At 39.2% G+C, this 25,369-nt stretch carries 29 protein-coding genes and 4 pseudogenes; 16 read left to right on the forward strand and 17 right to left on the reverse strand.

Going from position 1 to position 25,369, the window contains the following annotated elements; genetic code table 11:
* Positions 1-24 precede the first annotated feature (24 nt).
* The 12 genes and pseudogenes from HCCG_RS05245 to HCCG_RS05290 form a co-directional block, all read right to left on the reverse strand.
* Positions 25-1,104 carry a Gfo/Idh/MocA family oxidoreductase gene (locus HCCG_RS05245; RefSeq protein WP_034548154.1) on the reverse strand — a complete coding sequence of 360 codons (1,080 nt, stop codon included), beginning with the start codon at positions 1,102-1,104 and terminating at the stop codon, positions 25-27.
* A complete protein-coding gene (locus tag HCCG_RS05250) occupies positions 1,098-1,808 on the reverse strand; it encodes an SDR family oxidoreductase (protein ID WP_162557570.1) in 711 nt (236 codons plus the stop codon). Before HCCG_RS05250 ends, HCCG_RS05245 begins: the two co-directional genes overlap by 7 nt.
* Positions 1,789-2,628, reverse strand: a complete 840-nt coding sequence (locus HCCG_RS05255) for an SDR family NAD(P)-dependent oxidoreductase (protein ID WP_002956401.1) — start codon at positions 2,626-2,628, stop codon at positions 1,789-1,791. The genes HCCG_RS05250 and HCCG_RS05255 overlap by 20 nt, the downstream gene beginning before the upstream one ends.
* Complete coding sequence (locus HCCG_RS05260) at positions 2,625-3,347, reverse strand: acylneuraminate cytidylyltransferase family protein (protein ID WP_002956402.1); 723 nt, start codon at positions 3,345-3,347, stop codon at positions 2,625-2,627. Before HCCG_RS05260 ends, HCCG_RS05255 begins: the two co-directional genes overlap by 4 nt.
* A gap of 86 nt (positions 3,348-3,433) precedes the next feature.
* Positions 3,434-4,147, reverse strand: a pseudogene (locus tag HCCG_RS12525) (acylneuraminate cytidylyltransferase family protein); the annotation flags it as partial.
* A 297-nt stretch (positions 4,148-4,444) separates the two neighbouring features.
* Positions 4,445-5,107, reverse strand: a pseudogene (locus HCCG_RS12530) (Gfo/Idh/MocA family protein); the annotation flags it as partial.
* Positions 5,108-5,980: an acylneuraminate cytidylyltransferase family protein gene (locus HCCG_RS11525; protein WP_081445324.1), complete on the reverse strand. Its 873-nt coding sequence runs from the start codon at positions 5,978-5,980 to the stop codon at positions 5,108-5,110.
* A gap of 100 nt (positions 5,981-6,080) precedes the next feature.
* Positions 6,081-6,869 carry a class I SAM-dependent methyltransferase gene (locus tag HCCG_RS05275; protein ID WP_002956405.1) on the reverse strand — a complete coding sequence of 263 codons (789 nt, stop codon included), beginning with the start codon at positions 6,867-6,869 and terminating at the stop codon, positions 6,081-6,083.
* Positions 6,870-6,889: 20 nt separating this feature from the next.
* Positions 6,890-8,257, reverse strand: coding sequence for a hypothetical protein (locus HCCG_RS05280; RefSeq protein WP_002956406.1), 1,368 nt, complete (start codon positions 8,255-8,257; stop codon positions 6,890-6,892).
* A gap of 64 nt (positions 8,258-8,321) precedes the next feature.
* Positions 8,322-8,450, reverse strand: a complete 129-nt coding sequence (locus tag HCCG_RS12825; RefSeq protein WP_002956407.1) for a hypothetical protein — start codon at positions 8,448-8,450, stop codon at positions 8,322-8,324.
* A 2-nt stretch (positions 8,451-8,452) separates the two neighbouring features.
* A complete protein-coding gene (locus tag HCCG_RS05285; RefSeq protein WP_002956408.1) occupies positions 8,453-8,986 on the reverse strand; it encodes a TylF/MycF/NovP-related O-methyltransferase in 534 nt (177 codons plus the stop codon).
* Between the two features lie 17 nt (positions 8,987-9,003).
* Positions 9,004-10,050: a nucleotidyltransferase family protein gene (locus tag HCCG_RS05290; RefSeq protein WP_002956409.1), complete on the reverse strand. Its 1,047-nt coding sequence runs from the start codon at positions 10,048-10,050 to the stop codon at positions 9,004-9,006.
* Between the two features lie 217 nt (positions 10,051-10,267).
* Here HCCG_RS05290 and HCCG_RS05295 point away from each other — a divergent pair, with 217 nt between their 5' ends.
* From HCCG_RS05295 to HCCG_RS12960, 15 genes and pseudogenes are all read left to right on the forward strand, one after another.
* Complete coding sequence (locus HCCG_RS05295) at positions 10,268-11,689, forward strand: aminotransferase class I/II-fold pyridoxal phosphate-dependent enzyme (protein WP_015453372.1); 1,422 nt, start codon at positions 10,268-10,270, stop codon at positions 11,687-11,689.
* Entirely contained in the window at positions 11,689-11,895 is a 207-nt protein-coding gene (locus HCCG_RS05300) for a hypothetical protein (RefSeq protein ID WP_015453373.1), read from the forward strand. Before HCCG_RS05295 ends, HCCG_RS05300 begins: the two co-directional genes overlap by 1 nt.
* Positions 11,896-11,942: 47 nt before the next feature.
* Positions 11,943-12,551: a class I SAM-dependent methyltransferase gene (locus HCCG_RS05305; protein WP_002956412.1), complete on the forward strand. Its 609-nt coding sequence runs from the start codon at positions 11,943-11,945 to the stop codon at positions 12,549-12,551.
* Between the two features lie 103 nt (positions 12,552-12,654).
* Complete coding sequence (locus HCCG_RS05310) at positions 12,655-13,521, forward strand: TIM barrel protein (protein WP_002956413.1); 867 nt, start codon at positions 12,655-12,657, stop codon at positions 13,519-13,521.
* A 74-nt stretch (positions 13,522-13,595) separates the two neighbouring features.
* Positions 13,596-14,706 (forward strand): annotated as a pseudogene (locus HCCG_RS05315) (N-acetyl sugar amidotransferase).
* A gap of 23 nt (positions 14,707-14,729) precedes the next feature.
* A complete protein-coding gene (locus tag HCCG_RS05320; protein ID WP_154645872.1) occupies positions 14,730-15,608 on the forward strand; it encodes a class I SAM-dependent methyltransferase in 879 nt (292 codons plus the stop codon).
* A 4-nt stretch (positions 15,609-15,612) separates the two neighbouring features.
* On the forward strand, positions 15,613-15,783 hold the full coding sequence (locus HCCG_RS11940) for a hypothetical protein (protein ID WP_154645873.1): 171 nt from the start codon (positions 15,613-15,615) through the stop codon (positions 15,781-15,783).
* Positions 15,720-16,379 (forward strand): class I SAM-dependent methyltransferase, encoded by a 660-nt coding sequence (locus tag HCCG_RS05325; RefSeq protein WP_002956417.1) that lies wholly within the window; start codon positions 15,720-15,722, stop codon positions 16,377-16,379. The genes HCCG_RS11940 and HCCG_RS05325 overlap by 64 nt, the downstream gene beginning before the upstream one ends.
* Positions 16,380-16,440: 61 nt before the next feature.
* A complete protein-coding gene (lepA, locus tag HCCG_RS05330; protein WP_002956418.1) occupies positions 16,441-18,258 on the forward strand; it encodes a translation elongation factor 4 in 1,818 nt (605 codons plus the stop codon).
* Positions 18,259-18,282: 24 nt separating this feature from the next.
* Entirely contained in the window at positions 18,283-19,368 is a 1,086-nt protein-coding gene (locus tag HCCG_RS05335; protein ID WP_015453379.1) for a DegT/DnrJ/EryC1/StrS family aminotransferase, read from the forward strand.
* An 88-nt stretch (positions 19,369-19,456) separates the two neighbouring features.
* Complete coding sequence (locus tag HCCG_RS05340; protein ID WP_002956420.1) at positions 19,457-20,113, forward strand: hypothetical protein; 657 nt, start codon at positions 19,457-19,459, stop codon at positions 20,111-20,113.
* Positions 20,070-20,972 carry a class I SAM-dependent methyltransferase gene (locus tag HCCG_RS05345; protein WP_002956421.1) on the forward strand — a complete coding sequence of 301 codons (903 nt, stop codon included), beginning with the start codon at positions 20,070-20,072 and terminating at the stop codon, positions 20,970-20,972. Before HCCG_RS05340 ends, HCCG_RS05345 begins: the two co-directional genes overlap by 44 nt.
* A 193-nt stretch (positions 20,973-21,165) precedes the next feature.
* On the forward strand, positions 21,166-21,435 hold the full coding sequence (locus tag HCCG_RS05350) for a hypothetical protein (RefSeq protein WP_014666873.1): 270 nt from the start codon (positions 21,166-21,168) through the stop codon (positions 21,433-21,435).
* Between the two features lie 202 nt (positions 21,436-21,637).
* Positions 21,638-22,066 (forward strand): PDC sensor domain-containing protein, encoded by a 429-nt coding sequence (locus HCCG_RS05355; protein WP_015453381.1) that lies wholly within the window; start codon positions 21,638-21,640, stop codon positions 22,064-22,066.
* A gap of 25 nt (positions 22,067-22,091) precedes the next feature.
* Positions 22,092-22,946 (forward strand): methyl-accepting chemotaxis protein, encoded by an 855-nt coding sequence (locus HCCG_RS12960; RefSeq protein WP_269460649.1) that lies wholly within the window; start codon positions 22,092-22,094, stop codon positions 22,944-22,946.
* A 631-nt stretch (positions 22,947-23,577) separates the two neighbouring features.
* Here HCCG_RS12960 and HCCG_RS05365 read toward each other — a convergent pair.
* On the reverse strand, positions 23,578-24,108 hold the full coding sequence (locus HCCG_RS05365; protein WP_002956423.1) for a DinB family protein: 531 nt from the start codon (positions 24,106-24,108) through the stop codon (positions 23,578-23,580).
* Between the two features lie 62 nt (positions 24,109-24,170).
* Between HCCG_RS05365 and HCCG_RS11945 the strand changes: the two genes are divergently transcribed.
* The gene (locus HCCG_RS11945; protein WP_002956424.1) at positions 24,171-24,326 is read left to right on the forward strand and encodes a hypothetical protein; all 156 of its coding nucleotides are present in this window, start codon (positions 24,171-24,173) and stop codon (positions 24,324-24,326) included.
* Here the strand turns inward: HCCG_RS11945 and HCCG_RS12830 are convergent.
* The 4 genes and pseudogenes from HCCG_RS12830 to HCCG_RS12540 all read right to left on the reverse strand — a co-directional run bounded on the left by HCCG_RS12830 (position 24,309) and on the right by HCCG_RS12540 (position 25,367).
* Positions 24,309-24,440 (reverse strand): hypothetical protein, encoded by a 132-nt coding sequence (locus tag HCCG_RS12830; RefSeq protein ID WP_268257955.1) that lies wholly within the window; start codon positions 24,438-24,440, stop codon positions 24,309-24,311. The two genes, HCCG_RS11945 and HCCG_RS12830, sit on opposite strands and share 18 nt — an antisense overlap.
* Positions 24,441-24,482: 42 nt before the next feature.
* Positions 24,483-24,557, reverse strand: a pseudogene (locus HCCG_RS13045) (DUF1311 domain-containing protein); the annotation flags it as partial.
* Complete coding sequence (locus HCCG_RS05375) at positions 24,551-25,003, reverse strand: lysozyme inhibitor LprI family protein (RefSeq protein WP_002956426.1); 453 nt, start codon at positions 25,001-25,003, stop codon at positions 24,551-24,553. The gene HCCG_RS05375 and the pseudogene HCCG_RS13045, both read right to left, overlap by 7 nt.
* A gap of 70 nt (positions 25,004-25,073) precedes the next feature.
* Positions 25,074-25,367 (reverse strand): HNH endonuclease, encoded by a 294-nt coding sequence (locus HCCG_RS12540; protein ID WP_002956427.1) that lies wholly within the window; start codon positions 25,365-25,367, stop codon positions 25,074-25,076.
* Between the last annotated feature and the right edge of the window lie 2 nt (positions 25,368-25,369).

The following is a 25,369-nucleotide window of genomic DNA, read 5'->3' on the forward strand; positions in this document are numbered from 1 at the left end:
CTAGAAATGTATGTCCTTGATACATTATGCCACCTCCGCAAAAGAGAGATGAGCCACAGGGGCAAAAGAATGAGTGGAGATGAAACAATCAACAAAAGTAAAAGAATGGGATACAAAAAGGCTTTGATAAAAAGTAGGGGCAAAAAAGGTAGGAGAATCTACAAAAGAATTTAGTCTATCCCCCCCCCCCCCAGCTAAATTGCCTACTTTTTCAAGTTTAGCTTTTATTTGGCTTAAGATATCCATCGCTTCTAAGGTGCTTTGGTAGTCAAAAGATTCGCCCTCCATAAGGGCTACAAAATGTCCCATTGCGCGTCTAAACGCACTGAAATTATCGCTTAGTGTAATGGTATAGCGATTTTTATCTGTTGTGATAGTAAGGGTGCAGGGCTGAAAAGAGGCATTGATATTATTAAGCTGGATATGAAAGCTCTGCGTTTGTATCAAAGCACTCACGCAAAAATCTAGCCTCATCACTTCAATATGCGTAGCTTTAAAGGGGGTGAGTCCCATAATGGCATCTATCAAATGGATAAAATATCTATCCCACGCAGAGCCAATACTTGCTTCAACAAAGCGTATAGATTCCCCATCTTCTTTTATGGCTTTGCGGATAGAATCTAGCTCCCTAGCATATCGCATACCTGAGCAAGACATAAGCCTATTTTGCTCTAAGAATGGTGTAAAATAAGCTATATCCTGCATATTAAGGCTTAAAGGTTTGTCAATAAAAACAAACTTATGAGATTCTAAAAATGGCTTTGCCATTGCTTTGTGATTTTGCCAATCATCACGCGCGAGAATCACTCCATCAATGGGGGCTAGAGCTAATTCTTCAAGTGAATTTACAATATATGGAATCTTACACGCACGGGAGAGATTTTCACTCACTTGCTTATCTTGTGTGTAAAGATGGGTGATAGCCACATCATTGCGGTTAAGAAAATCCTGCTTATCGCATTTTAAAAGATAGTTATAAATCACACTCCAATCACTTTTTTCCATCGCTTGTTTGTCATAGCCATTGATAATGGCGGAAAAAGAGTAGGGGTGTCCATTGCCCTCGCTTAAGCCGATTAAACCTAGATTGATTTTTTTCACCATTCTTTCCAACCTCCATCAACACAGATATTTTGTGCGGTGATAAATTTGCCCAAATCACTTGCAAGGAGCATAACCGCACCCTTTAAGTCATCAGGCTCACCTATGCGATTAAGCATAGCTTTGCTTGAGAGATTTTGCATAAATTCTTCATCATCATTTGTGAATCCATAAGGAAACGCTCCGGGGCTAATGCTATTTACTCTAATGCCATAGGGGCTTAAAAAACTAGCCAAATATTTGCTAAATTGTATGACTCCAGCTTTTGCTGCACCATAGCTTGGTGGATTTGTGTAGCAGTTGCGATTGTAGATTCTATAATCAGGTGCTATATGCCCATACATAGAAGCAATATTGATGATGCAACCCTTGCTTTGCTTAAGTATGGGTATAAAGGCTTTGATGAGATAAAATACACCATTTAGGCAATGCTCCATATCAAAAAGCCAATCCTCTTTATCTATGCTTTCTAAGGTATTTTTCTTTCTTTGAGCGGCATTACTTATAAGAATATCAAGCTCTCCAAACTCCTGCTCTATGGTATTTGCTAGAGATTCTATACTTTTAGTATCTGTAATATCCACCACTTCGCCTATGGCTTTAATACCAAAAGTATCTTGCAAATATTTCGCACTCTCCTCACATTTTGTTTTATTGCGACTAGCTACAATAACATTCGCACCAAGTTCAGCTACACATTCGCTCATAGACATTCCTAGATACCCCCCCCCCGCTGTAATTAGAGCTGTTTTGCCTTTCAAGTTTGCTAATTCCTTGAGTGTTTTCATCTAAAATCCTTTCTAATTTGTGGTTGCCCACGCCATTAAGCCAATCTACTCCCTCCAAATCAGGGAATAGTGGCACCTTCCACTGAATCCAATAAAATCCTCCGCCAATGGCAGATTTACCTACATTTAATAGATAATCCACCATATCAAAGCAGATGTTTGGCTCTAAAGTCGCATTAGGGCTCATTTCTGAACGCACAGGTCCGGGGGATAGGAGATTAAGCTTAATATTTGTATCTTTTAGCTCTTTGCTTAAGGTTATGCTTAGGGTGTTAAGCAGTGCTTTGCTTCCACTATATATGCCAAAGTTTTCCGCACAATTGAGCGGAGCGCCACTTGTTACATTGATGATTCTGCCAAAGTTGCGTTTTTTCATTATGGGCAAAAAGTGGTTGATAATCATCATAGGGGCTTTTGCATTGAGTGTTAGGGCATAGTCTAGGCTTTGCATATCAAGCGATTCTAGTGGAGCTTGAGGCTTGTTTGTCCCTGCACAATTAATGATATATAGCACTTCATTGTAGCGTTGTGTAATAGAATCTAGTGTGTGCTTTAGGTCTGTAAGTGAAGCAAGGTTAGATTCTATAATCTCTACATTGGCGTTATTGCCAAAAGATTCTATCATTTTGCCTTTGCGTCTTGCTAGGGCTAGGATATGGAATCTTTGGGAAAGATAATGTGCAAGGGCATTGCCCACACCACTACTTGCACCTGTGAGTAGGAGATAAGGTTTTTTCATTTTAGCTCCTTTTCAGGATAACCCATTTCAAGGAGCTTTTCAATAATGACAAATTCAAAGAGTGTATCAATATCAAGGCATTCATAGGGCGTGATATAGGGGTAGGTTTTGCCTAAAAAGGCGGATTTAGAATCTTTTTCCTTTTGAAGAACGGCATTGCTAAAGCCATAGAGAATCCCATCACATTGATAGGCTTTTGGTTGGGATTGGCGAGGCATCCACGCCACAGAGCCTTCAATATAAGGGCTTATGGTGTTGTTATTGATTTGAAACATTCGTCCGGGCGATATGTGTGATGGCATAAGAGTAGCGATACTATCATACTCCCCACTCTCATCACCATTTCTTAGAATCTCCATACATTGCACAATATCACTTTTTCTACGCAAGGGCGAAGTTGCCTCAAGTATATAGATATACTCTATTGTTTCCCCACTAGATTCTAGCTCTTGCACAGCGTGGCGGATAGAATCCATAGCCAAGGCAGTATCTGTGGCTAACTCTTTTGGGCGATCAATAACTTCTGCACCATATTCAAGGCTTACGCGTTTGATATGAGAATCATCAGTGGATACAATGATTTTGTCAAAAGCAGGGATTTGTTTTATAAAATCAATCGTGTGAGCAATGAGAGGTTTGCCACAGATGGGCTTGATATTTTTACCTATAATACCTTTGCTTCCGCCTCGTGCGGGGATAATAGCGAGATTTTTTATCATACAGCCTCCTTTATGGAGGCTATATGGGAGATTATATCTCGCGCAAAAATATTTACTCTATCCCCCCCCCCCGTTAGATTTAACTTGTTTGCCTTATTTAGCATAAATTCTACAAATTCGAAATCAAGTGGCGTGTCAATATCTACGCTTCTAGATTCTGGCATTACAAAAAGCCCTGTGTTCGGTGTAAAGACACTCTCATTACTAAGCAGTGCTTCACGCTTCCAAATATAAATGCTGGCATTCATATCATAGCATTTTGGTGAATCTTGTCGGCGTAAAATAGGCGTGGTTGGGGTTTTGCTTAAAGCTACTTGTTGTTTGCCATTGTTTTCAAATATTTCTACAAGATTAAAATAAGGGCTTTTTCGTGCTGGGGCGGCTGTGATTAAAATATCATTATCATCACGCACAAATTGACTATAAGCTTGTGTAATATCGCTCACAAGTCGCAAAGGGCTTGTCGCATCAAGGTCAAACACAACATCATAATGCGTTTGAAAATGCTCTTCACTTCTTAAAAGTGCATCGCGTATGGCAGGGAGCTTCCCAGCAGTATCACTTGCTAGTTCCTTATCTCTTAGAAAAAACACTTCTGCTCCCCATTCCTTGCCGACTTTGGCTATCTCTTTAGAATCTGTGCTAAGCACAATATGTGTAAAGAGACTGCTTTGCAGGGCTTGGAGAATAGTATAAGCGATAAGGGGCTTTCCGGCAATGGGCGTGATATTTTTATTTTTCACACCTTTGCTTCCGCCTCTAGCACCGATGACACAGAGAATCTTTTGATGTGGTTTCATATTTTTTATCCTTGTGAGAGTTTGCATTAGGGGGAGAGATTCTTCTAAGGTAGGGAGAATCTGAGCTTTGGATTTAAGAGAATCTAAAAGTTTTTTTGGGATTTTTGTATGTGAAAAATCTGCTGAATCTAGCACACTTTGATGCATTATCGCAAAAAGCTCATTGCGTTCAAATGCGGCGTTTAAATGCTCTGTATTGCCTTGTGTGTCGGTAATGCTAAGGGAATTTACGATTAAATCAAGCTCTATGCTTTGGCTTGGCGTGTGGATTCTTAGCAGTCGTTTTGGATTTTTGCTAAAGTAGTCAAGGTTTAGCTGAATAAGGGTATTTTGCTCTGTCTTACCTATAAGCATAAGTGTATCATCGCTTGAAATCTCAAGCTCCGAAATCTTGCCATTAAAGCCTACAAGGCTTTCATCTTGGAAGCTCCCAAAAAGCCATTGTATATAGTCAAGCTCGTGGCTCAAATCAAGCAAAACGCCACCACCCTGCGTTTTATCCGCACTATATACTTGACGATAATTCACATCTTTACGCCAAGATGGCAGATATGAGCCACAAGCTACTTCCACTGCATAGGGAACAGAATCTTGCAGGATTGTTTTAAGCTGCTTTAAGAGTGGGTGAAGTCTTAGGCAAAATCCCACTACGATTGTATTTTGCCCACTCGGGGTAAAGCTGTGGGCAGATTCAAAAAGGGGCTTTTCTACAAAGATTTTTTTATGCTTGACTTTAGAATCTAGATAGCTCAAATGGGCTAGATGACAGGCGGTAGGAGAGGCGATAATATAGTAGTCAAAAGCGTGGATATTGGGCAGAGATTCTAGGTTAGGGTAGGCGTTTGGGAGATTTTGGGAGCTAATGAGCGTGATGTTTGTGTGTGTGAAATATTCTTGTAAAACTTGTGCGTGGCGTTTGCCAATAGAGCCATAGCCGATGATAAGAATCTTAAGCGACATTTAGGCTGCCTCCATTGAGACTGCTTTTGGTGAGTCTATCTCTAGGGTGGATAAAAATGTGCGGTGTGATAATGCTGTGATAAAAGGCGTGGGGAGAATATAAAGAATTTTTGGCTTTAGTTGTGTATTGCCCCCCCCCCCGTTAATATTCTCTCTTATATGTGAAGCCAAAAACTCAGCAAATGCAAAATCAAGGGCAGAATCTATGTCGCTTGAGTAGAGATTGTCCATTTTATAGGCAATGGTTTGGGGCGTGAGAAAACTTTTGTTTGCAAGTAGGGATTCAGTTTTAGCGATGAAAATCGTGCCATTCAGGCGGTAGTATTGTGGCAAGTCTTGGGAGCGTATCTCTCGCACAGACTTAGGAATAAAATCATTCATATTTTCATTTTCTGGCAGGGTGTTGCTCCATAATGGTGGGTGTTCGCATTTACACACAGAGATAAGAGAATCTACCTCTTTTGTGATAATTTTTTTACACGCTTCATCTATATGCCAAGTTTGTCTCAAGGGGCTAGTGGGCTGAAGTAGCACCACATAATCAAACTCTTTCCCTAAAGATTCGTTGTAGAATCTAATACAATGCTCTAACACATCAAAAGTAGTCGTTGTATCACTACTTAAAGATTCTGGACGCAAAAATGGCACATTTGCCCCATAAGATTTAGCAATATCCGCATACACACTAGAATCTGTGCTAACTACCACTTCATCAATATAAGCAGAATCTAACGCAGATTCTATACTCCACGCTAAAAGTGGTTTCCCACATAAAAGCTTTATATTTTTATCAGGCAGTCTTTTACTCCCACTCCTTGCTGGGATAATGGAGAGAAAGCGAGAATGAGAATGTGCTAGTGTAAGTGTTGCCATATAAAATTGCTATCTCTAGCTTAAGATTCTAAGCGAGAGTTGCCACCCCTTGTAAAATCTATAAATCCTTTGTAAAACAGGGGCGGATTATAGCAAAGAATTATAAATGTTTATTTTTTAGCTCAAAGGTTTTGCTATGTGTGTGGCTAAAAGGTGCAAAAGGCTCTAAAATGCTATTCTCTTGGACTTGTAGTAAAAGAGCATAGGTATAAAATCGCTCTGGCATAGTTGTCGTGTAGGTATCAGTCGCACCATCTTTTCTCTCCAAGAAAAAGCGGGATTGCAGGATTTTAACCTTGCGTTTTTGTAGCTCATTTAAAAGCAAAGGAGTGTCTGTAAAGTAGTTTGGGTGGTTATTTTTCCTTGCACCAATCTCTGCTACAAGTGCCATTTCATCGGATTCTAAATAATTGTTATTTTTGCCTGTGATAAGGGCTATACCGCCGGTTTTAAGACGGGATAGAATCTCAAAAATTGTGATATGCTGAAAACACGCATCAAACACGCCATAGCAAAATATACCATCAAATTTTTGCTTTTCAAAGGGGATAGAATCATTTGGGAGAAGTTTTTGGGCTTGTGCGTTGGGATAGTGTGAAAGCATATAGTCAATGCAGGATTGTGCGATGTCGCAGCCATAATACAAGCAGTTGAGCTTTTCAAAATATGGATATGACCTACCAAAACCGCAGCCATAGTCTAAAATCGTGTATTGCCCCCCCCCCAGTTCATTTTTAAGAGAATCTGTTAGGAGGGCGATATAGCCTTCCATTACAGAATCATCAGCCATTTTGTCTTCGTTGTTGGTGTTAGTATTTGAATCTTCAACGCGTTTAAGCCAATAGTTAATGTAATTATCCCAATAAGCTTGTCTGTCTTGCTCGTTCATCGTTTATCCTTTAGGTGAGATTATGCATTATTGAGTGTGGTTTTGCTCTGTGTGTTTGTGGCTTTATCCCACACGATGAGTTCCGTTACACCGGCATTTGTGTTGCTTGCTACGCCTATTTTTTCTATTGCTTGTGGGGGGATTGTGTTTCTATCAAAAGTGTAAGTCCAGTGATAAGGCTGATAGAAATCAAAATTATCGTGGAAGTATTGTCCTTGCGTTGTTTTTATGGCAAGGAATGGCTGGGGACCAAAGATATTAGAATCTGTTTGTATATGAAGCTTATTGTGTGAAAAGTCATATTCTAAACGCAGATTTAGTGGCTTTTTATCAAGCTTTAGGACAGCTCTCATTGCTACATCGGCTTTTTCATACTTGAAATGCACCTGCGGGTAGGCAAGGGAAGCGTTTTTAATCATATCGCGTAGGAGATTGACTTCAAAGCTCATATCGCGGTAATCGTGGCAGTCAAAGGCTAAAATCACATCATCATTTGTTTTTAAGGCTCTTTGAAACGCATCATTAACATCATCTTGTGTAATACAGCGAAGCCTCGCATACATATTAAGACATCGTGCTATATAGCGTCTGCAAGAACCCTTTACCTGATAGTCATCGTGGCTTGGGTGATAGACTTCCCATTCTGTTGTAGCTCGTCTCCAATCGCCAAAGCGTCCATCGCCACAATCGGGCTGATTAGTATCTAAGCCCTTTGTAGATTGATTGGCATAATCAAAGGGTATCCATTGCTCTAAGAAAAAATGGCTATCAGGTCGCTCTGTGTGGAATCCGGGGCGGAAAGTAGAGGGAAAAAAGTGTCTATCAATCAATCTGCGAGAGAGAATCTCAGTAATATTACTTCCCCAAAATCGTGTGCCACTAGCGTGATAATCGGCTATGAAAGGCAGAGGGTGATAATGAAAGCTTAAATGATCATAATCTGTAACACTTTTTAACCCCGCATAATGATCAAAGATGTTGTGATAGCCTGCATCGCGTCTGCGTGGATTGTAGCCATCAAATCCCGTGTGGTCCATACAAAACCAATTATATATCCAGCCTCCACCAAAAGAATCTAGCAGGACATTGCGAAATGCCGGAGCAGTAATAGATTCTAACATAACATCAATTTGCTCCCAAGAGCCGTGCGAATGTAAAAGATGAGGGTCTAAAAAAGTTTGTATGGCTTCTTTTGCTTTAGAATCTAGTGTTGCCCCCCCCCCAGCTAAATGTGAAAAATCGCCTTTTTGTAATGCTAAAATCTCATCTTGTGAGCTTACTTTAATCTTAAAAGTGCTTTGAAGTAGCTCACAAATAGCCTGTGTGCTTTGATAGAGTGGTCCTTCTGTATCTATGCAATGCACGACATATACGATTGGTTTTTTCATAACAACTCCCTAAAAATCAAAATACAAAATGTGAATCTAAGTCATATTTCAAGCCCGTGATAAATCACAAAGGCTTTACAAAAAAAGATGGGGCGTGAGCAAAGGGAAGCTTTTGTAACTGGATATTTTTCCCTTTAATAAAATCTTCCACCGCCTTTTCTTCACCCGGAAAACAAGGATAATCATCTAGCATTATTATCCCCCCCCCCCCGTTACTCGCTCATAAAGATTTTCCAAAATCGTAACGCAAGGCTCATACACATCAACATCAATATGCAGGAGCGAGATTCTAAGCTCGGGGTGGTCTTTGCAGTATTGCGGCACGGTTTGATTGATATCGCCTTTGACAAGCTCATAGTTTTTCACATCTTTAGCCTTTAAGGCAGTGTGCATTTCATCTATACTTATACTCTCCCCACCAGAAGCATCAATAAAGTCTTGTAGAATCTGCTTATCCTCTTCAAAGTTTGTAGGTGGGAACATACCAAAAATATCAAAGCCAATCAGCTTTCTTGAGTAAGGATTCTCCACCACATCTCTAAATCCAGCCATTTGGAAAAACGACTTACCTCTAAAGATTCCACACTCCACTATATCGCCCGGAATCCCTATGGTCTTTTTGTATATCTCATAGTGTGAGAGAAGTTTGCCAAATCTAAAAGCATCAACTTGTTTATAGTATTCGTTTTCGTGGAAGTAGTAGTCATCTTGTCGGTAATTCGTGCTCATAAAAAACTCCTTTGGGTTTATGTTGTGTATTCGCTATTAGCTCTTTCGTATTCCTCGTGGCGACCGATGTCAATCCAATAGTCAGTGATTAAATACGAGTGGGAATTATAGTGTGCTTGGCTAAAAATAAGATTAAATAAGCTAGGCATATCAAAAAAGCAATCCTTGGGGATAAGGGGCAGAATCTGCGGCTCTAGCACATAGATTCCCGCACTCACAAGGAAACTTTGCGTGGGCTTTTCTATGATGTTAAGAATCTTGCTCTCCTCGCATTCTACCACGCCATAAGGCACTTGATAGCTATACTCTCTCACACCCATTGTAGCGTGTGAGCCACGCTCATTATGAAACTCTAGCATTGCTTGAAAGCTTATATCGCTTAAAATATCGCCATTCATCACAAAAAACGGCTTTTCTCCTATGTTGTCAATCAGGCTTAATGCCCCGGCTGTGCCTAGAGCTTTCTCTTCCTTGACATAGCGGATAGATAATCCAAACTTGCTCCCATCGCCAAAAAAATCTTCAATGATATGTGATTTGTAATTCACACAAAGAATAATATTACTAAAGCCTTGAGCCTTAAATCGCTCTAAAATGATTTGTAAAATCGGCTTTGAGCCGACTTTAAGCATAGGCTTTGGGATAGAATCTGTCAAAGGTCTAAGACGCTTCCCCAAGCCCCCTGCCATAATCACAATGGGATTATCAAAAATTGGCGTTCTTAGCAAGGAAGCAATGGATTCTATCCGCACGATTTTGCCATTCTCATCTAAAAGCGGAATCTCATAAATATTATATCGTGCTGAAAGCCCAATAAGCTTTTGTTTAGAATCTTTGATACTTGCGGTAATGGGGGACTTTTGCATAATAGATTCCACAGGGCTTTGCAGACTTAAGCCCTTAAGCAATCCCCTGCGTATATCTGGGTCAGTCAAAATACCTAAAAACTTGCCATTTCTATCATTGACAACAAGTAGTCTTACACCATCATAAGTGCCAAAAATCTTTAGCGCATCTTGAATGCTTGTGTCTAAAAAAACGGATAATTGTTTGATGTTTTGCATAGTTTTTGAATATGTCCTTAAGAGTGAAATTAAGATACGAAAAGTCAAATTTTCATAACTAACACAATGCCTATTTTTAGGTTTTGGAGGCACATTCTAGCAAAAACAAACTGAATTTATCTTAAGAAAAAATGCCTTGTCTATCGCAAACAAACTTCATATTTAGTTATGAAAATTTGACTTTTCATAACTTGCCAATGCTCTCAAGGAGAAATAGTTGAATAGTAAAGTGGGAAGTTTAGGATTGAGCGAGTTTTGCATTGATTATGAGGCGAGTATTTTTACGGCAATGTCTTGTATCAATCAAAATACAATGGGCGTTGCGTTTGTGGTGGATTCTGCTATGAAGTTACAAGGTGTGATAAGCGATGGGGATATACGCAGGGGATTGCTTAAGGGCTTAAGTCTGCAAAGTCCTGCTAAATCCATTATACAAAAAGAATATTATTACACGCTACAAAATGATGTGATTGATAATGCGAAATTAGCGGAGTTTAGGCTCATTCCCATTGTGGATACATCGCATATTTTGGTGGATTATTATTCAAGTAAAAAAAGATTCTATCCTGTGGCAACACCGAGTTTGCACGGCAATGAGCTAAATTATCTCTTAGATGCCTTTCTTAGTTCGTGGATTTCAAGTAGTGGGCGTTATATTACGCAGTTTGAGGAGGCATTTGCTTCATATTGTGGAGTGGGACAGGGGGTGAGTGTGTTTAATGGCACGGTGGCTTTGCACTTAGCACTCCATTCTCTTGGAATTAAGCAAGGCGATGAAGTTATCGTGCCTGATTTGACTTTTGCTGCTACGATTAATGCTGTTTTGTTGGCTGGTGCTACGCCTGTAATTGTAGATATTGAGGAAGATTCTTGGTGTATTTCTCCACAAGCCATAGAGTCTGCTATTACGCCAAAAACAAGGGCAATTATCCCTGTACATTTATATGGGCAAGTATGCGATATGGAAGCGATTATGAATTGTGCTAAAAAGTATAAACTTTATGTGATTGAGGATTGTGCAGAGGCTCACGGAGCGGAGTTTAATGACAAAAAGGTGGGGAGCTTTGGCGATGTGGGGTGCTTTTCATTTTTTGGGAATAAGGTCATTACCACAGGGGAAGGTGGAATGTGCGTGTGTAGTGACAAGGCGTTGAGTGAGAAAATGAGAATCTTGCGTGATCACGGAATGGATAAGCACAAGCGATATTGGCATAGCGAAGTTGGCTTTAATTATCGTATGACAAATATTCAAGCCGCACTAGGACTAGCACAGCTTGAACGCATTGATGAGATTTTATATCATCGCACACGATATGAGGAGCAGTATAAGCAGATTCTAGGCTCATTGATTATCCCTCAAGCTCATTTGCCAAAACGAAAGAAAATCACTTGGTTGGCGAGTTTTTTATTTCGCGGTGAGAATAAAGATGCGTTTATACAGGAGTTAAAGAAAAATGGTATTGATTCACGAAATTTTTTCTATCCATTAAGTGATATGCCCCTGTATGCAAAATATGCAAAGCCCACACCGGTAGCACATAAGATTTCTAAACTTGGCTTTAATTTGCCAACTTATGAATCGCTAAGAAGCCTTGAGGATATTAGCTCAAGCATTCAATCAATTTTAAAGGAGTTTTGATGATACAGAGTTGTTACTTATGCGGAAGTGATAAAAGGAGCAGGATTCATAATGGTGTGCGTGATGATAAGAGCATTGGCGTATGGGAATGCTTGGAATGTGGGCTTGTGTATTTGGATTCACATAAGACGAATGAAGCGTTTTATAAAGAAGGCAAAATGCACGATGAACGCATACAAATGCTTGTCGGGGGGGGGGGAACCTAGCTGCTAATGATGAAGATGCAAAAAGGAGATATGAATTTGTGAAAAATATGATTGCTTGTAAGGAGATTTGCGACTTTGGAAGCGGATATGGGGGATTTTTGACTCTAGCAAAAGAAGCGGCAGATTCTGTATGTGGTGTGGAGCTAGAATCTCAAGTAGCCCCCGTGTATGAGAGAGAGCAGATTCCACTTTATGTAAGCATAGAGGATACGCATAAGAACTTTGATGTGATTACAAGTTTTCATTGTTTGGAGCATTTAGCAAATCCCATTGAGTTCCTTAAGACTTTTAAACGACACTTGAAAAAAGGTGGCAAGATTATCCTTGAAGTGCCAAATGCGAATGACGCCCTGCTTAGAATCTATAAGAGTGAGGCGTTTGCTGATTTTACATATTGGAGTGCGCATTTGTATTTATTTACGCCTCATACACTTGAGAAGTTGGCTAAATTGGCAGGATTGAAAGTGGAGTTTATTAAATGTGTGCAGAGATACTCTCTTTCAAATCATCTCTACTGGCTCTCCCACAATAAACCAGCTGGGCATAAGGTGTGGGGTGAGTTTTTGGATAATGAGTTACTCAAGTGTGCGTATGAGCAGACTTTAGCATCTCTTGGGGCGAGTGATACGCTTTTTGCGTTGCTTAGTGCGGAGTAGAATCTGTATTAAATATTTTTACGAGCGAATCTTGATTTATGTTTGTTTATTTTTGAAGGGGAAGGCTTATGTTTGATTTGGAGTAAGAGTAAAGGGGTAAAAGATGATTTATGTATCAAGTTCTTGTATCAAGGCTCAATACATTAAGCAAAGTGTAAAAACACTTGCAGAGAGTGGATTTGACTGTATTGAGCTTTCTGGTGGTAGTGAGTATTATCCGCAAATTCTAGAAGATTTACTGGAATTGAAAGAAAAATATAATTTGCAATTTGCGTGTCATAATTATTTTCCCCCGCCTAAAAATGGTGATTTTGTCATTAATCTTGCGAGTTTGGATTCTGCTGTGTTTGAGCGTTCGTTGGAGCATTTGCATACAGCTTTGGAGTATAGTCATAAGCTTGGAAGTGCTCATTTTGGCTTTCACGCTGGATTCTTTTTGCCACTACATTCAAATGAACTGGGTGCTTTGGAGCTAAGAAATAAACATAGAATCTATAATAAACATAAGGCGATAGAGCAGTTTATCAAGGGCTATAAGCTATTAGATAGTAGTGCCAAAAGGCTTGGGATTACCCTGTATATTGAAAATAATGTTATTTCTACTGCGTATGCCAACAAGTATGGCACTTGGGATTTGGCTATGCTACTTTGCTTGGAGGATTTGCTTAAACTTCAAGATTCTATTGATTGTAAATTATTACTTGATGTGGGGCATTTGAAAGTGAGTGCTTATACAATGGATAGGGATTTTATGAGTGAGTTAAAAGGCTGTGCTAGGGTGGCGGATTATATCCATTTGAGCGATAATAATAGTTTAAGTGATGAAAATAAGTATATCAGTATGGAGAGTGAGTTTTTGCCCACCCTTGTTTCTTTTCATCATAGTCAAAAAATTTATACATTAGAAGTGTATAGTGGCTTAGATTCTCTTAGAAAAAGCTATGAAGTAGCTAAGGCAATATTTGGGTAGTTGAGCAATTTTTAACAAAAAAAAACGCAAAGTGTGATATGATTCCTACCTATCTTAATTTTAAAGGAGTGCAAATGAAGTATTGCAAGAAGTGTGTAATGCCTGATACGCGACCGGGTATTACATTTGATAGTGATGGCGTGTGTATGCCGTGTAAAAATCACGAGCGTAAGCAAAAGGTGGATTATGAAGCACGATTTGAGGAGTTTAAAAAGCTATGCGATAAGTATCGTGGGTGTAATGGAGATTCTTGGGATTGTGCGATTGCTGTGAGTGGTGGGAAAGATTCGTATATGTTAGTCCATGTGATGAGAGAAAAAATGGGTATGAATCCACTTTTATTGTTTGTTGATGACAACTTGTCTGTTACCGAGGCTGGAAAACATAATTTGCTTAACCTGTCCGAGGAGTTTGGTTGCCATCTTATTCGTTTTAATCTTGATAGAAGATTGAATAAATTGATAACTCGGAAAACATTCGAGAAGTATGGAAAACCAATGTGGTTGGTGGAACAGCTCATTGGGACATATCCTGTTCATATGGCGTTACGGTTTAATATTTCGCTGCTTGTTTATGCAGAAAATATGAGTTATGAATATGGTGGCTTTGGTGCCAAGGAAACTTATAGCGCTAAAAATCTTTTGCAAGATAGTGCTGTTGGTGATATTGCCACACAGTTGATTGATGATAATATCAAAAAACAAGATTTTGGTTTTATTCTCCCCCCCCCCCCAGTCAGAACTAGAAAAGCTTGATCCTATTTATCTTTCTTATTTTATTCCTTGGAATTCATATTCACATTATATTTTTGCCAAATCCAGAGGCCTTCACGATCTAAGAGGCGAATGGGACAGAACAATGAGTGTGGAAAGTTTTGATCAGGTAGATTCTATTGGGTTGCATGTACATCATTGGATGAAATATCCTAAATTTGGACACGCCTATGCAACAGATATGACTTCTCGTTTTATTCGTTATGGAATGATGAGTAGGGACGAAGCTATAGAACTTGTTAAAAAGCACGATCACGATTTGGATCTTAGGGTTGTAGAAGATTTTTGCAAATTCACGGGATATAGAGAGAGTGAGTTTTGGAAGATTTTAGATGGATTCTACAATCGTGATATTTTCACAAAAGATAGCTTTGGGCGTTGGGTGTTAAAAAACCCTGTATGGGAATCTTAAAAAACAAACAAAAGGATCAAATTATGGAAAACAATAAAGTAATGCCTAGCACTTTATGTGCGGGGGGGGGGGGGGATAACTCCTTAAATAGCCACCTCTCAAGCAGCGATTCGGAAGTATCTTTAGGCAATTTTAAGGGTTGTGAAGATTCTTGTGCGAGAAGCTACCTAAGCGGTAGTGAGCAAGCACAAGAAGCAAACTCCCTTAAAAGTGCCAAAGAGACAACGCAAAGTTTAGATTCCAAATCAGCTTATAACGAAAAATACGCTAAGGGCTATGGTGTTAGATACCCTGAAGGGCATATTATACGCTTTTATGAGCGGATTTTAAAATATGAGTTGGGACTGACTTCGGGGAAAGTATTTGACTTTGGTTGTGGGAATGGCACACACGCTGAATATTTTCAAAGCAAGGGCTTTAGAGTTTATGGTGTGGATATTATCAAAGAGGCAATAACTCAAGCTCAAGGCATTATGGGACAAAGGGCAAAGCTTATAGAGCCAAATCAAAGCGTGGCTAACTTATTTGATACTCAATTTGATTTAGTCTTTGCTAATCAAAGCTTGTATTATTTAGATAATGCAAACTTAAGGCGGCAGGTTGATGAGCTATACTCTATGACTAGAAAAGGTGGAATCTGCTTTTTTACGATGATGGGCAGAAAAAATGGTTATACTAAACACATTACAAAGGAGTTTGACAATGGATTGAGTGAGGTGACTTTGAGTGGTAGGCTAAATGAGCGGACTTATATTAGGTTTGTGAATGATGAAAGTGAGCTAAAGAATATCTTTACTCCTTTTAAGTCTTTGTATATTGGTGAGTATTTGATAAATCTGTATGAGCCACCTACATATGAGGGAAATTCACATCATTATATGTTTATTGGAAAAAAGGAGTGAAAAAATGTCAGTAGAGATAAAGCGAACTCACGATGAGTTTTATGCGAGTGAAAGCCATAAGGACAATGTTAAAGAAAGCTTTAAATACATAGCAAATGTAGTGCTAGAATCTTGCGGGGGGGGGGGGGTAATACTAAAAAGCCTTCATCTCAAAATTTCCCTAAAAGTATTTTAGATATTGGCTGTTCAAATGGGGATTTTCTCTACTATCTAAGTGAGATTTTCCCTGAATCTCAACTTTTTGGGATTGATATTTTGCCAAGCTTACTTGAGAAGACAAGGGCAGATTTTCAGTCACGCAATAAGCCTGTTCCCACATTATGGCAAGGAGATATAGTAAGTGGAGAAGGGTTTCCAAATCAAACATTTGATTTAGTGTTTTGCAATGGTGTATTAAGTATTTTTGACGACCTTGAACAACCTTTGAGAAACTTTACTAAAATGATTGCAAATGGAGGTAGAGGATTTATTATGGGTATTTTTAATCCTTATCCACACGATGTGTTTATAAAGTCTCGTGCCACTAAGAGTGAGCATTTAGAATCTGGCTGGAATATGCATAGTAGGGAAACAGCACTGCAATTATGCGATAAGCTTGGATTTGAGGGTGTGTTTCATAATGACTTTGAAATAGGTATTGATTTACCTAGGAGGAATGATGATTATTTGCGTTCTTGGACGATTAGGCTTGAAAATGGCAAGAGAGCAATTATTAATGGGCTTGGGCTTTTGCATTACTTTTCCTTACTTGAGATAAGGCGCAGAGGCTAATATAGACAAAGTGCCTTGAGTGTGCTACAATCACGCCTTAGATTCTACACAAAGGCACGAAATGAATCCGCAAAATGCTTTTCAGCAGCAATATATTCGTAATTTTTCCATCATCGCTCATATTGATCACGGCAAATCCACACTTGCAGATAGGCTTATCCAAGAGTGTGGGGCGGTGAGTGAGCGGGAGATGACCGCACAGATTATGGATACAATGGATATTGAAAAAGAACGCGGTATCACGATAAAAGCACAATCCGTGCGTCTTAGCTACCCCTACAAGGGACAAACTTATATTTTAAATCTCATTGATACCCCCGGACATGTGGATTTTAGCTATGAGGTTTCTCGCTCTCTTAGCTCGTGTGAGGGGGCATTGCTCGTGGTTGATGCAAGTCAAGGCGTGGAGGCACAAACAATCGCAAATGTTTATATCGCTATGGAAAATAACCTTGAGATTATCCCTGTGATTAATAAAATTGACCTGCCTGCTGCCGATCCACTCAAAGTGGCTGAAGATATAGAATCTACCATAGGGCTTGACTGCACGGAGGCGTTGAAAGTAAGTGCAAAAAGTGGGGAAGGCATTACAGCATTAATAGAATCTATTATTGAGAAAATCCCCGCTCCACAAGGCGATAGCAACGCTCCTACAAAAGCTTTAATCTATGATTCGTGGTTTGATAACTATCTTGGTGCTTTAGCACTCGTGCGACTTGTGAATGGGGAGCTTAGAGTAGGGCAGGAAGTGCAGGTAATGAGCAGTGGGAAAAAGTATGAGGTGTTGGCGTTGTATTATCCCCACCCGGTGCAAAAGATTCAAACACAGAATATCGCTTGTGGCGAGATTGGCATTCTCTCACTTGGGTTAAAAAGCCTTACAGATATGGCAGTTGGCGATACGATTACAGATGCGAAGAATCCCACACAAGAGCCCATAGAGGGCTTCCGTCCGGCAAAGCCCTTTGTATTTGCGGGAATCTATCCCATTGAGACAGATAAGTTTGAGGAGTTACGCGACGCGTTAAATAAGTTGAAGCTTAATGATTCTGCTTTGAGTTTTGAGCCGGAAACGAGCGTGGCATTAGGCTTTGGATTCCGCGTTGGCTTTTTGGGGCTTTTGCATATGGAAGTGGTGAAAGAGCGTTTGGAGCGGGAGTTTGGGCTAAGTCTTATTGCCACTGCCCCCACGGTGGTGTATGAAGTCTATCTTACTGATGGCTCTATGGTAGCGGTGCAAAATCCCAGCGAGTTGCCTGAAGTGCAAAAGATAGAATCTATAAAAGAGCCGTATGTCCGGGCGAGTATCATCACACCTAGCGAGTATTTGGGGAATATCATCACACTGCTTTCAAATCGCCGCGGGATTCAAGAAAAGATGGATTATCTTACCCAAAGTCGTGTAATGCTTGTGTATGCGCTGCCGAGCAATGAGATTGTGATGGATTTTTATGATAAGCTAAAGTCTTGCACGAAGGGCTATGCGAGTTTTGACTATGAGCCTATTGAGTATAGGGAGGGCGATTTGGTGCGGCTTGATATACGCGTGGCAGGGGAAGTTGTAGATGCGTTGTCAATCATTGTAGATAAGTCAAAAAGCTATGAAAAAGGCAGAGCATTAGTAGAATCTATGAAAGAGATTGTGCCGCGGCAGCTTTTTGAAGTGGCGATTCAAGCCAGTGTTGGCAATAAGATTATCGCAAGAGAGACGATTAAATCAATGGGTAAGAATGTAACGGCAAAGTGCTATGGCGGGGATATAACGCGTAAAAGAAAACTGCTAGAAAAGCAAAAAGAGGGTAAAAAGCGTATGAAAGCTATCGGCAAGGTTGAGTTACCACAGGAAGCATTTTTAGCTGTGCTAAAAATTGATGGATAGAATCTTGATAGATGGGAGCCTGTGATGATACCATTTCTTGATGTAAAGGCAATTAATTTGCGTTTTAAAAATGAGCTAGAATTGGCGATGAAGCAGGTGCTAGAATCTGGCTGGTATATTTTAGGAGAAAAAAGCAGAGCTTTTGAAAAGGCATTTGCTGAATATTGCGGGATAGAGCATTGCATAGGCTGTGGTAATGGACTAGATGCCTTGCGTTTAAGCATAAAGGCGTTAGGTTTGGGGGAAAATGATGAGATAATCGTCCCGGCAAATACCTATATCGCCTCAATTTTGGCTATCTCTGATAATGGGTGTAAGCCTATCTTTGTTGAGCCAAGTTTGCAGACTTATAACATTGATGTGGAGAAAATAGAATCTGCCATAACACCCAACACAAAGGCGATTTTAGTCGTACATTTGTATGGGCAGGTCGTGGAGATGCAAAAGGTATGGGAGCTGGCACAAAAGCACAAACTTGCTATTATAGAGGATTGCGCACAAGCACACGGCGCGATATATCAAGGCAGAAGGGTTGGCACACTTGGCGATGTGGCTGGATTCTCATTTTTCCCGGGGAAGAATCTAGGGGCATTAGGCGATAGTGGAGCGGTAACCACAAAGCACAAAGAAGTAGCGGAAAAAGTTAGGGCATTAGGGAATTATGGCTCACATAAAAAGTATGTTAATCTCTACAAGGGGCTAAACTCTAGGCTTGATGAGCTTCAAGCAGCATTCCTAGAAATAAAGCTTAAGTATTTAGATTCTGATAATGAATCTCGCAGGGCAGTGGCGAAGTTTTACCGCGAAAATATCACAAATAAAAAGATTATTTTACCTGAATGTGTGAGTGAAGAAGGACACGCGTGGCATTTATTTGTCGTGCGGTGCGAAGAGCGGGAAAGATTCCAAGCGTATTTAAAGGATAATGGGATTGAGACAATTATCCACTATCCTATCCCACCGCACAAGCAGGAAGCCTATAAGGAATATAATCTCCTCTCTTTACCGATTACTGAAAAGATTCATAGGGAAGTGTTGTCTTTGCCGATTAGCCCGGTTATGAGCAAGGAACAAGCAGAAGAAGTTGTGAGAGTAGTGAATAATTTTTAAATAAGAATCTAACAAATGATTAGGAGATTAAGCACCCTGCGGAGATTTAAGCTAAAAGTTGCGTATAAATAAAGATTAAAGGCAAAAGTTGAAAAATCAGCATAAACAAAATGAGCTTCAATCAAGGCTTGATAGGGAGATTGCGGAGTTTTTATATGGTGCTAAAAACAATGCTACAAATCCCACAAGTCCATATTTAGCACACAAAGATTCTATGAAATCTCGTCCGCAAGTTGTGGTAACGCTTACTTCATATCCAGCTAGAATCTCCACATTACACTATACACTTTTTACATTGTTCATACAGGATTTTAAGCCAGATAGGGTGATTTTATGGCTGTCGCAAGATGAGTTTGCCAATCTTCACGCGCCACTGCCCCAAGAGATTTTGGATTTCAAGCAATGCGGACTAGAGATAGTGTGGGTTAGGGGGAATCTTAAATCTTACAAAAAGCTTATTTATGCTTTAAAAGAATTTCCAGATTCTATTTTGGTAAGTGCCGATGATGATGCGTTGTATGCTAAGGATTGGCTCTCTAAGCTCTATTATGCGTATAAGGAAAATCCGCATTGTATTCATACTCACCGAGCTCATCGTATTACTTTTGATAAATACGGCGAGATTCTACCCTATCTCAAATGGAATCTTGATGTTTCACATAAGCAAAGTGTAGCTTCGTTTTTAAATCTCCCAACAGGCGTTGGCGGTATATTATATCCCCCCCCCCCCTCATTGTTTGTATAAAGATGTGCTAAAAGAAGAGATTTTTATGGAGCTTTGCCCGTATGGCGATGATTTGTGGTTTTGGGCAATGGCGGTTCTAAATGGGACAAAAATAAATGTGGTGAGAGATAATCTCAAAATGCAATCAAGCTTTGTTGATACCGCTAAAAGTGGTGCGTTGTGGATAGAAAATGCGAAATGGCGGAATGATTGGCAGATTCAAAATTTGCTGAAGTTTTACCCCGATTTGAAGCAAAAAGTAGCTTTTGATAGTAATGAGTATTGGGAGATACGCTATAAATCCCACGAAGATTCACAAGGGCTTGGTGCTTCTGGGGTTGGGAGCTATGGGGATTTAGCGATTTTTAAGGCAAAAGTGATAAATGACTTTGTAAAAAAGCATAAGATTCAAAGTGTGATAGAATGGGGCTGTGGCGATGGGAATCAGCTCTCCTTGGCGGAATATCCCCAATACACAGGGCTTGATGTGTCGCCTTGTGTGATTGAAAAAGTAAAAAAGCAGTTTGCTAATGATAAAAGTAAGATGTTTTATGAAGTGGGGGAATTTTTAGAAAATCCTAGCAGTGTGGAGCTTGGCTTATCGTTAGATGTGATGTATCATCTCATAAATGATGAAATTTTTGAATCTTATATGCGTAATCTTTTTGCATACGCACAAAAATTTGTAATCATCTATTCATCAAACAAGGACCAGCCCCACACTCAACATGTGCGACATAGGCAGTTTAGTAGTTGGGTGCAAAAAAATGCAGTAGAGTGGAAGTTTAAGACAATGATACCAAATGCCTATCCTTATGATGAAAACAAGCCAAATGAGAGTTCATTTTGTGATTTTTATATGTATGAAAAGCAAAAATGACAATAAAAATATAAAGAATGTGTAAAAACACATTAAAAATGAGAAATTTGCTTCATATGAATATATGAAAAGTTTGTTTTTATGTTTTGTGTATATGATTAACCTATGTTGGAATATCTTATGACAAAGGTGTGGTAAATGGGCGAAACTAAGATTAGGAATCAACGCAAAGGTATCAATTAGCACGACTTTAATGGTGTTTGTGAGTTTTAGCCTTTTGGCGTGGTTTGTGTATTTTAACGCACAAAAGACTATTACACTTATTGAGTATGAGACGCAAGAAAAGCAAGTAACGCAATTAGAAAATCTCATAGATGTGTATATTGATGAGAAAAAACGCCTTATTAACAAACTCGTAAAAGAAGCCCTTGCAAGTGGCTTAAATGAATCTCAAATGACACAAAATCTCCACCTTATCCAAGAATCAGGGGATTTTAATCTCACTTATATCGTATCGGTATAGAATCTAGCGGGAGAATGCTATGGGGCAATGGCAAACATCAATACCCACAAGATGGCTATGACCCACGCACAAGAAGTTGGTATCAAATCCCAAAAATTTACTCAAAGATGAAGTGCTAAGTGAGCCGTGGATTTAGGCGTCTTACAAAATCCCCGTTTTTGGCTTTGCCTCTCCGCTGATTGAAAATGGCAGATTCATCGGTGTGGCAAGTGTGGATATTGCTCTAAAATCGCTTAATGCCTATATCCACGCACAAGATGAGAATACAAGCGAACAGGAGATTATCATCATAGACAAAAATGGCAATTATGTTAGCCATAATGATGAGAGTAAGATTTTGCAAAGTGATGAGTTGGCTCAAGCGATAAAAAGTAGCTTTAGTGCGGACACAACGACTTTTAAACTAGATTCTAATATCGCAACTTGTAAGGTAGAATCTCAAACGCAATGGCTGCTTTGCTCCATTATCCCAGAATCTCGCATTGCCGATAAGCTTAGTCAAAACAACAAGCCTATTTTCATTATGTTAGGCATTTTTGCCTTTATTCTTGTGGTGGCTTTGTATGTGATTTTGGCGTATTTGCTAAAGCCCATTAGACGCATTAAAAAAGAGTTTGCTAGAGTTTTTTGACTTTTTAAATCACAAGCAAAAAAGTGTGAATCCTTTGAAACTCCGCAGTGGCGATGAGTTTCAAGAAATGGCAGAAGCGATCAATGAAAATGAAGAGACAATCCAGCATAATCTCTTAAAGGATATAAAGAGTTTGCAGGATTTTTTTCAGGCGGTTGAGGGTATCAAGCAGGGGCATTCGCATTTGCAGATACAGACAAATGCGAATAATCCGCAGCTAACCCAACTTGGCGCGCTGTTTAATGAAATGCTAACTTCCCTTGATGAGAATGTCTCGCGTGTGCTTGAGATTTTGAAGCGATATGCAGACAATGATTTCCAAAAGCAAGAGAGTGGGTCAGCACAGAATCTGCAAGGCGAACTTCAAGCGATGAATGAAGGTGTGGGGCATTTGGGCGAAGAGATACGCAAAATGTTTTTTACAAGCCTTGATTTTGCAAAATCGCTAAATATTAAGGCAAAAGAGTTAGAAGATTCTGTAATGGTGATGAGTGAAAGCACACAGAAGTCGCTAGAAGAGACGGCAAATGCGGTAAGAGAGATTGCAGAATCTATGCAGGGTGTTGATAGTAAGGCTCAAGAAGTGGTGCAGCAAAGCGATGATATTAAAAAGATTCTAGGATTTATCGCAGAGATTGCCGATCAAACTAATCTTTTGGCGTTGAATGCGGCGATTGAAGCGGCAAGGGCTGGGGAGTACGGGCGGGGCTTTGCAGTCATTGCCGATGAAGTGCGAAACTTGGCTGAACGCACACAAAAAAGCTTAGGCGAGATAGGGGCAAGTGTGAATCTGCTTGTGCAAAGCATTAATGATATGGGCGAGTCGATTAAGGTGCAAATGGAGGGCATTGAGCATATCAATGAAGCATTGTTGCCCTAGAAGAGATAACAAATCATAACACGCAAACCGCACATAAGACGCAAGAAATTAGCCTAGGTGTAGAGCATATCGTGCAAGATATTTTACAAGATGCAAATATGAAGAAGTTTTAGGGTTTTGGGGTATTGTGTTTGTAGGCTAAGATTCTAAGATTTTAGGAATCTTTGTTGAATTACAAGCAAGAAATTTTATTCCAAAAACTCTATTTTTTGTAGCGGTATAAAAATAACTGCCTTAAAATCCCAAAGTAGAGTGGAATAAAATTTTAGTTAAATAACTTGCCATATTTACTTGAATCTTGTTAAGTCATTTGGGGTAGGGATTTAAATTTAAGCATTAGATTAAACAAAAAAACTTTTTGTGAGCTAGAATTGCTTAGTTTGCGTTAAGAATACCTGCTTCTAAGTGTTTGGCAAAAGTTGGGGTGATTTATGAATCTGTATGGATTTTTATAAGCTTTAGGGCTAGATTCTAAAACTTTGGAAAGTAAAATGAAAGGCTAGATTCTTATATTTTAAGTGGTTTGAGCGATGAGATTCTAGGCTTTGTGTTAGGCTTTACAAAGCCTATTTCTTTATATGTTTGAATCTATGCACTTGCTTGATTTTCACATTTGCCCTACATATTTAATCTACATACCCAGCATTCCGGCAAAATCATTTTCAACACCAAGTATATCAAGCGCACCTGCAATCTGTCCGCGATGATGTGTAGCGTGATTTAGCAACGCAAGGATTAAATGCGCCCTTGTTTTACTAAAAGAGAGATTTTGCCCCAAATGCAAAGTTTCCACTTTATTAAAATCACTCATATTTGTGATAAGCTCTATCATCGCTGTGTCTGTGTCATCTTGAAGTGTTTGAAGGGCATTTAAATCCTGCAACAAGGAATCTTTAAGCGTAAAGTCTTGCTGTAAATGTTGTAGTAAAGATTCTAATTTATTTGGCTTTTGCTCCACAAATGCACTAAATTGCCCTAAAAATAGCCCAATACTCCCGCAAAGGCTATGTGCCGCAGTACCAATAATGCTTTTATAAAACAATCCGCAATCTTTATAAAGCAAATCTTTTTTGCCACTTTTCACCATATCATTAAACACTGCAAACATCGCTCTATCCGCCATTTGATTGTATCTCACTTGCAATATCAACACATCTTTCATCTTCTCTCCTTTAGGTTGTTGTAGCCGTATTCTATCCTAGAAGCTTTTTTAAAAAATTAATATTGTATAAATTTATAGAATCTTTAAAATCACTTAAACAAAGCAATGCAAAGCTTAGAATCATATCTAACCCACAGATTCTAAACTTTTTGCCAAACATAGAATCTTGGAATCTTGCAGGATTTGGCTATAACTTGAGCCTATATATCCCCATCTAGCTTGCACCCAAAGAGACTATCAAACTCTACGCTACCATCTATTATCATCATCAAATAGCGTGAAAATAGCTCATTTAAGTGCATTTTTAAGAATCCTAGCCTTGCATTGCTCACACTAATGCTATATATCGTGCCACCGCCATTTATATCATAGATATGTGCGTGATGTGTCTTTGTGTATGCCTCATAGCTATCGCGGAGTTTGAGCCACGCTCTTTGCTCTTCTAGCAGTGTGGCCCCTTTTTTATACTTGGCTCGTGGGAGAAAGCCCCTGTTGGCGTGGTTTTGCCTTTCTTTTTGACTTCAGCGCGGTAGAGTTTGTAGTATTTGTTTAAAAGCTTGTCATACTCATCATAGTCATAATTAAGTGAAGCTAAAATGCCTTGTGTTGAGCCTAGCACTTCGCCTAAGTTATTCACTTCACAATCAATCCGTGCTACTTCAAATTTATAGATTTGCTCTATCTTACTTAAATCCTTGAAATTATCTTTAAGGACTTCCTTATTGCATTCTTTGTTGATATACTCTTGCTTATCTTTGCTTACATTATATTCCTTAAACAACTTTTGTAAGCTCTCACTATCAGCAAAAGCCATATTTGCAAACGCTATAAACGCCAAAGGCATTAGAATCTTAGCCTTTGTGCTAACCTTAAATAATCTTATAAAAATGCCCATAAATCACCGCCTTTGCTTTGTTTGTTAAATGCAAAGATTCTAGCACATAGAATAAAACAAGATTCTAAGATTATATATCACTTGACTTTTTCCATACTATATGCCTATTGATATTATGCTTTTCATAAATGCTTAAAACCTCTTCTAAAAATGCCACAAGCTCACTCTCACCAGAATCTTTTGCAGATTCTAACATTTGGATAAACATCTTTTTACCTGTTTCAGTTTGCTTTAGATTTTTCTTTAAAAAATTATGCCTACTACATAGAGTTTGCCCATTTTCTAAAACCGCTTTTCCACCTAAATCCTTTGGTTTTATATGGTCTATATGAAGCTCAACTCCTTCTTTTTTTACCCATTCCACAT

Source organism: Helicobacter cinaedi CCUG 18818 = ATCC BAA-847 (assembly GCF_000155475.1).
In the GTDB taxonomy this organism is placed as follows: Bacteria; Campylobacterota; Campylobacteria; order Campylobacterales; family Helicobacteraceae; genus Helicobacter_C; species Helicobacter_C cinaedi.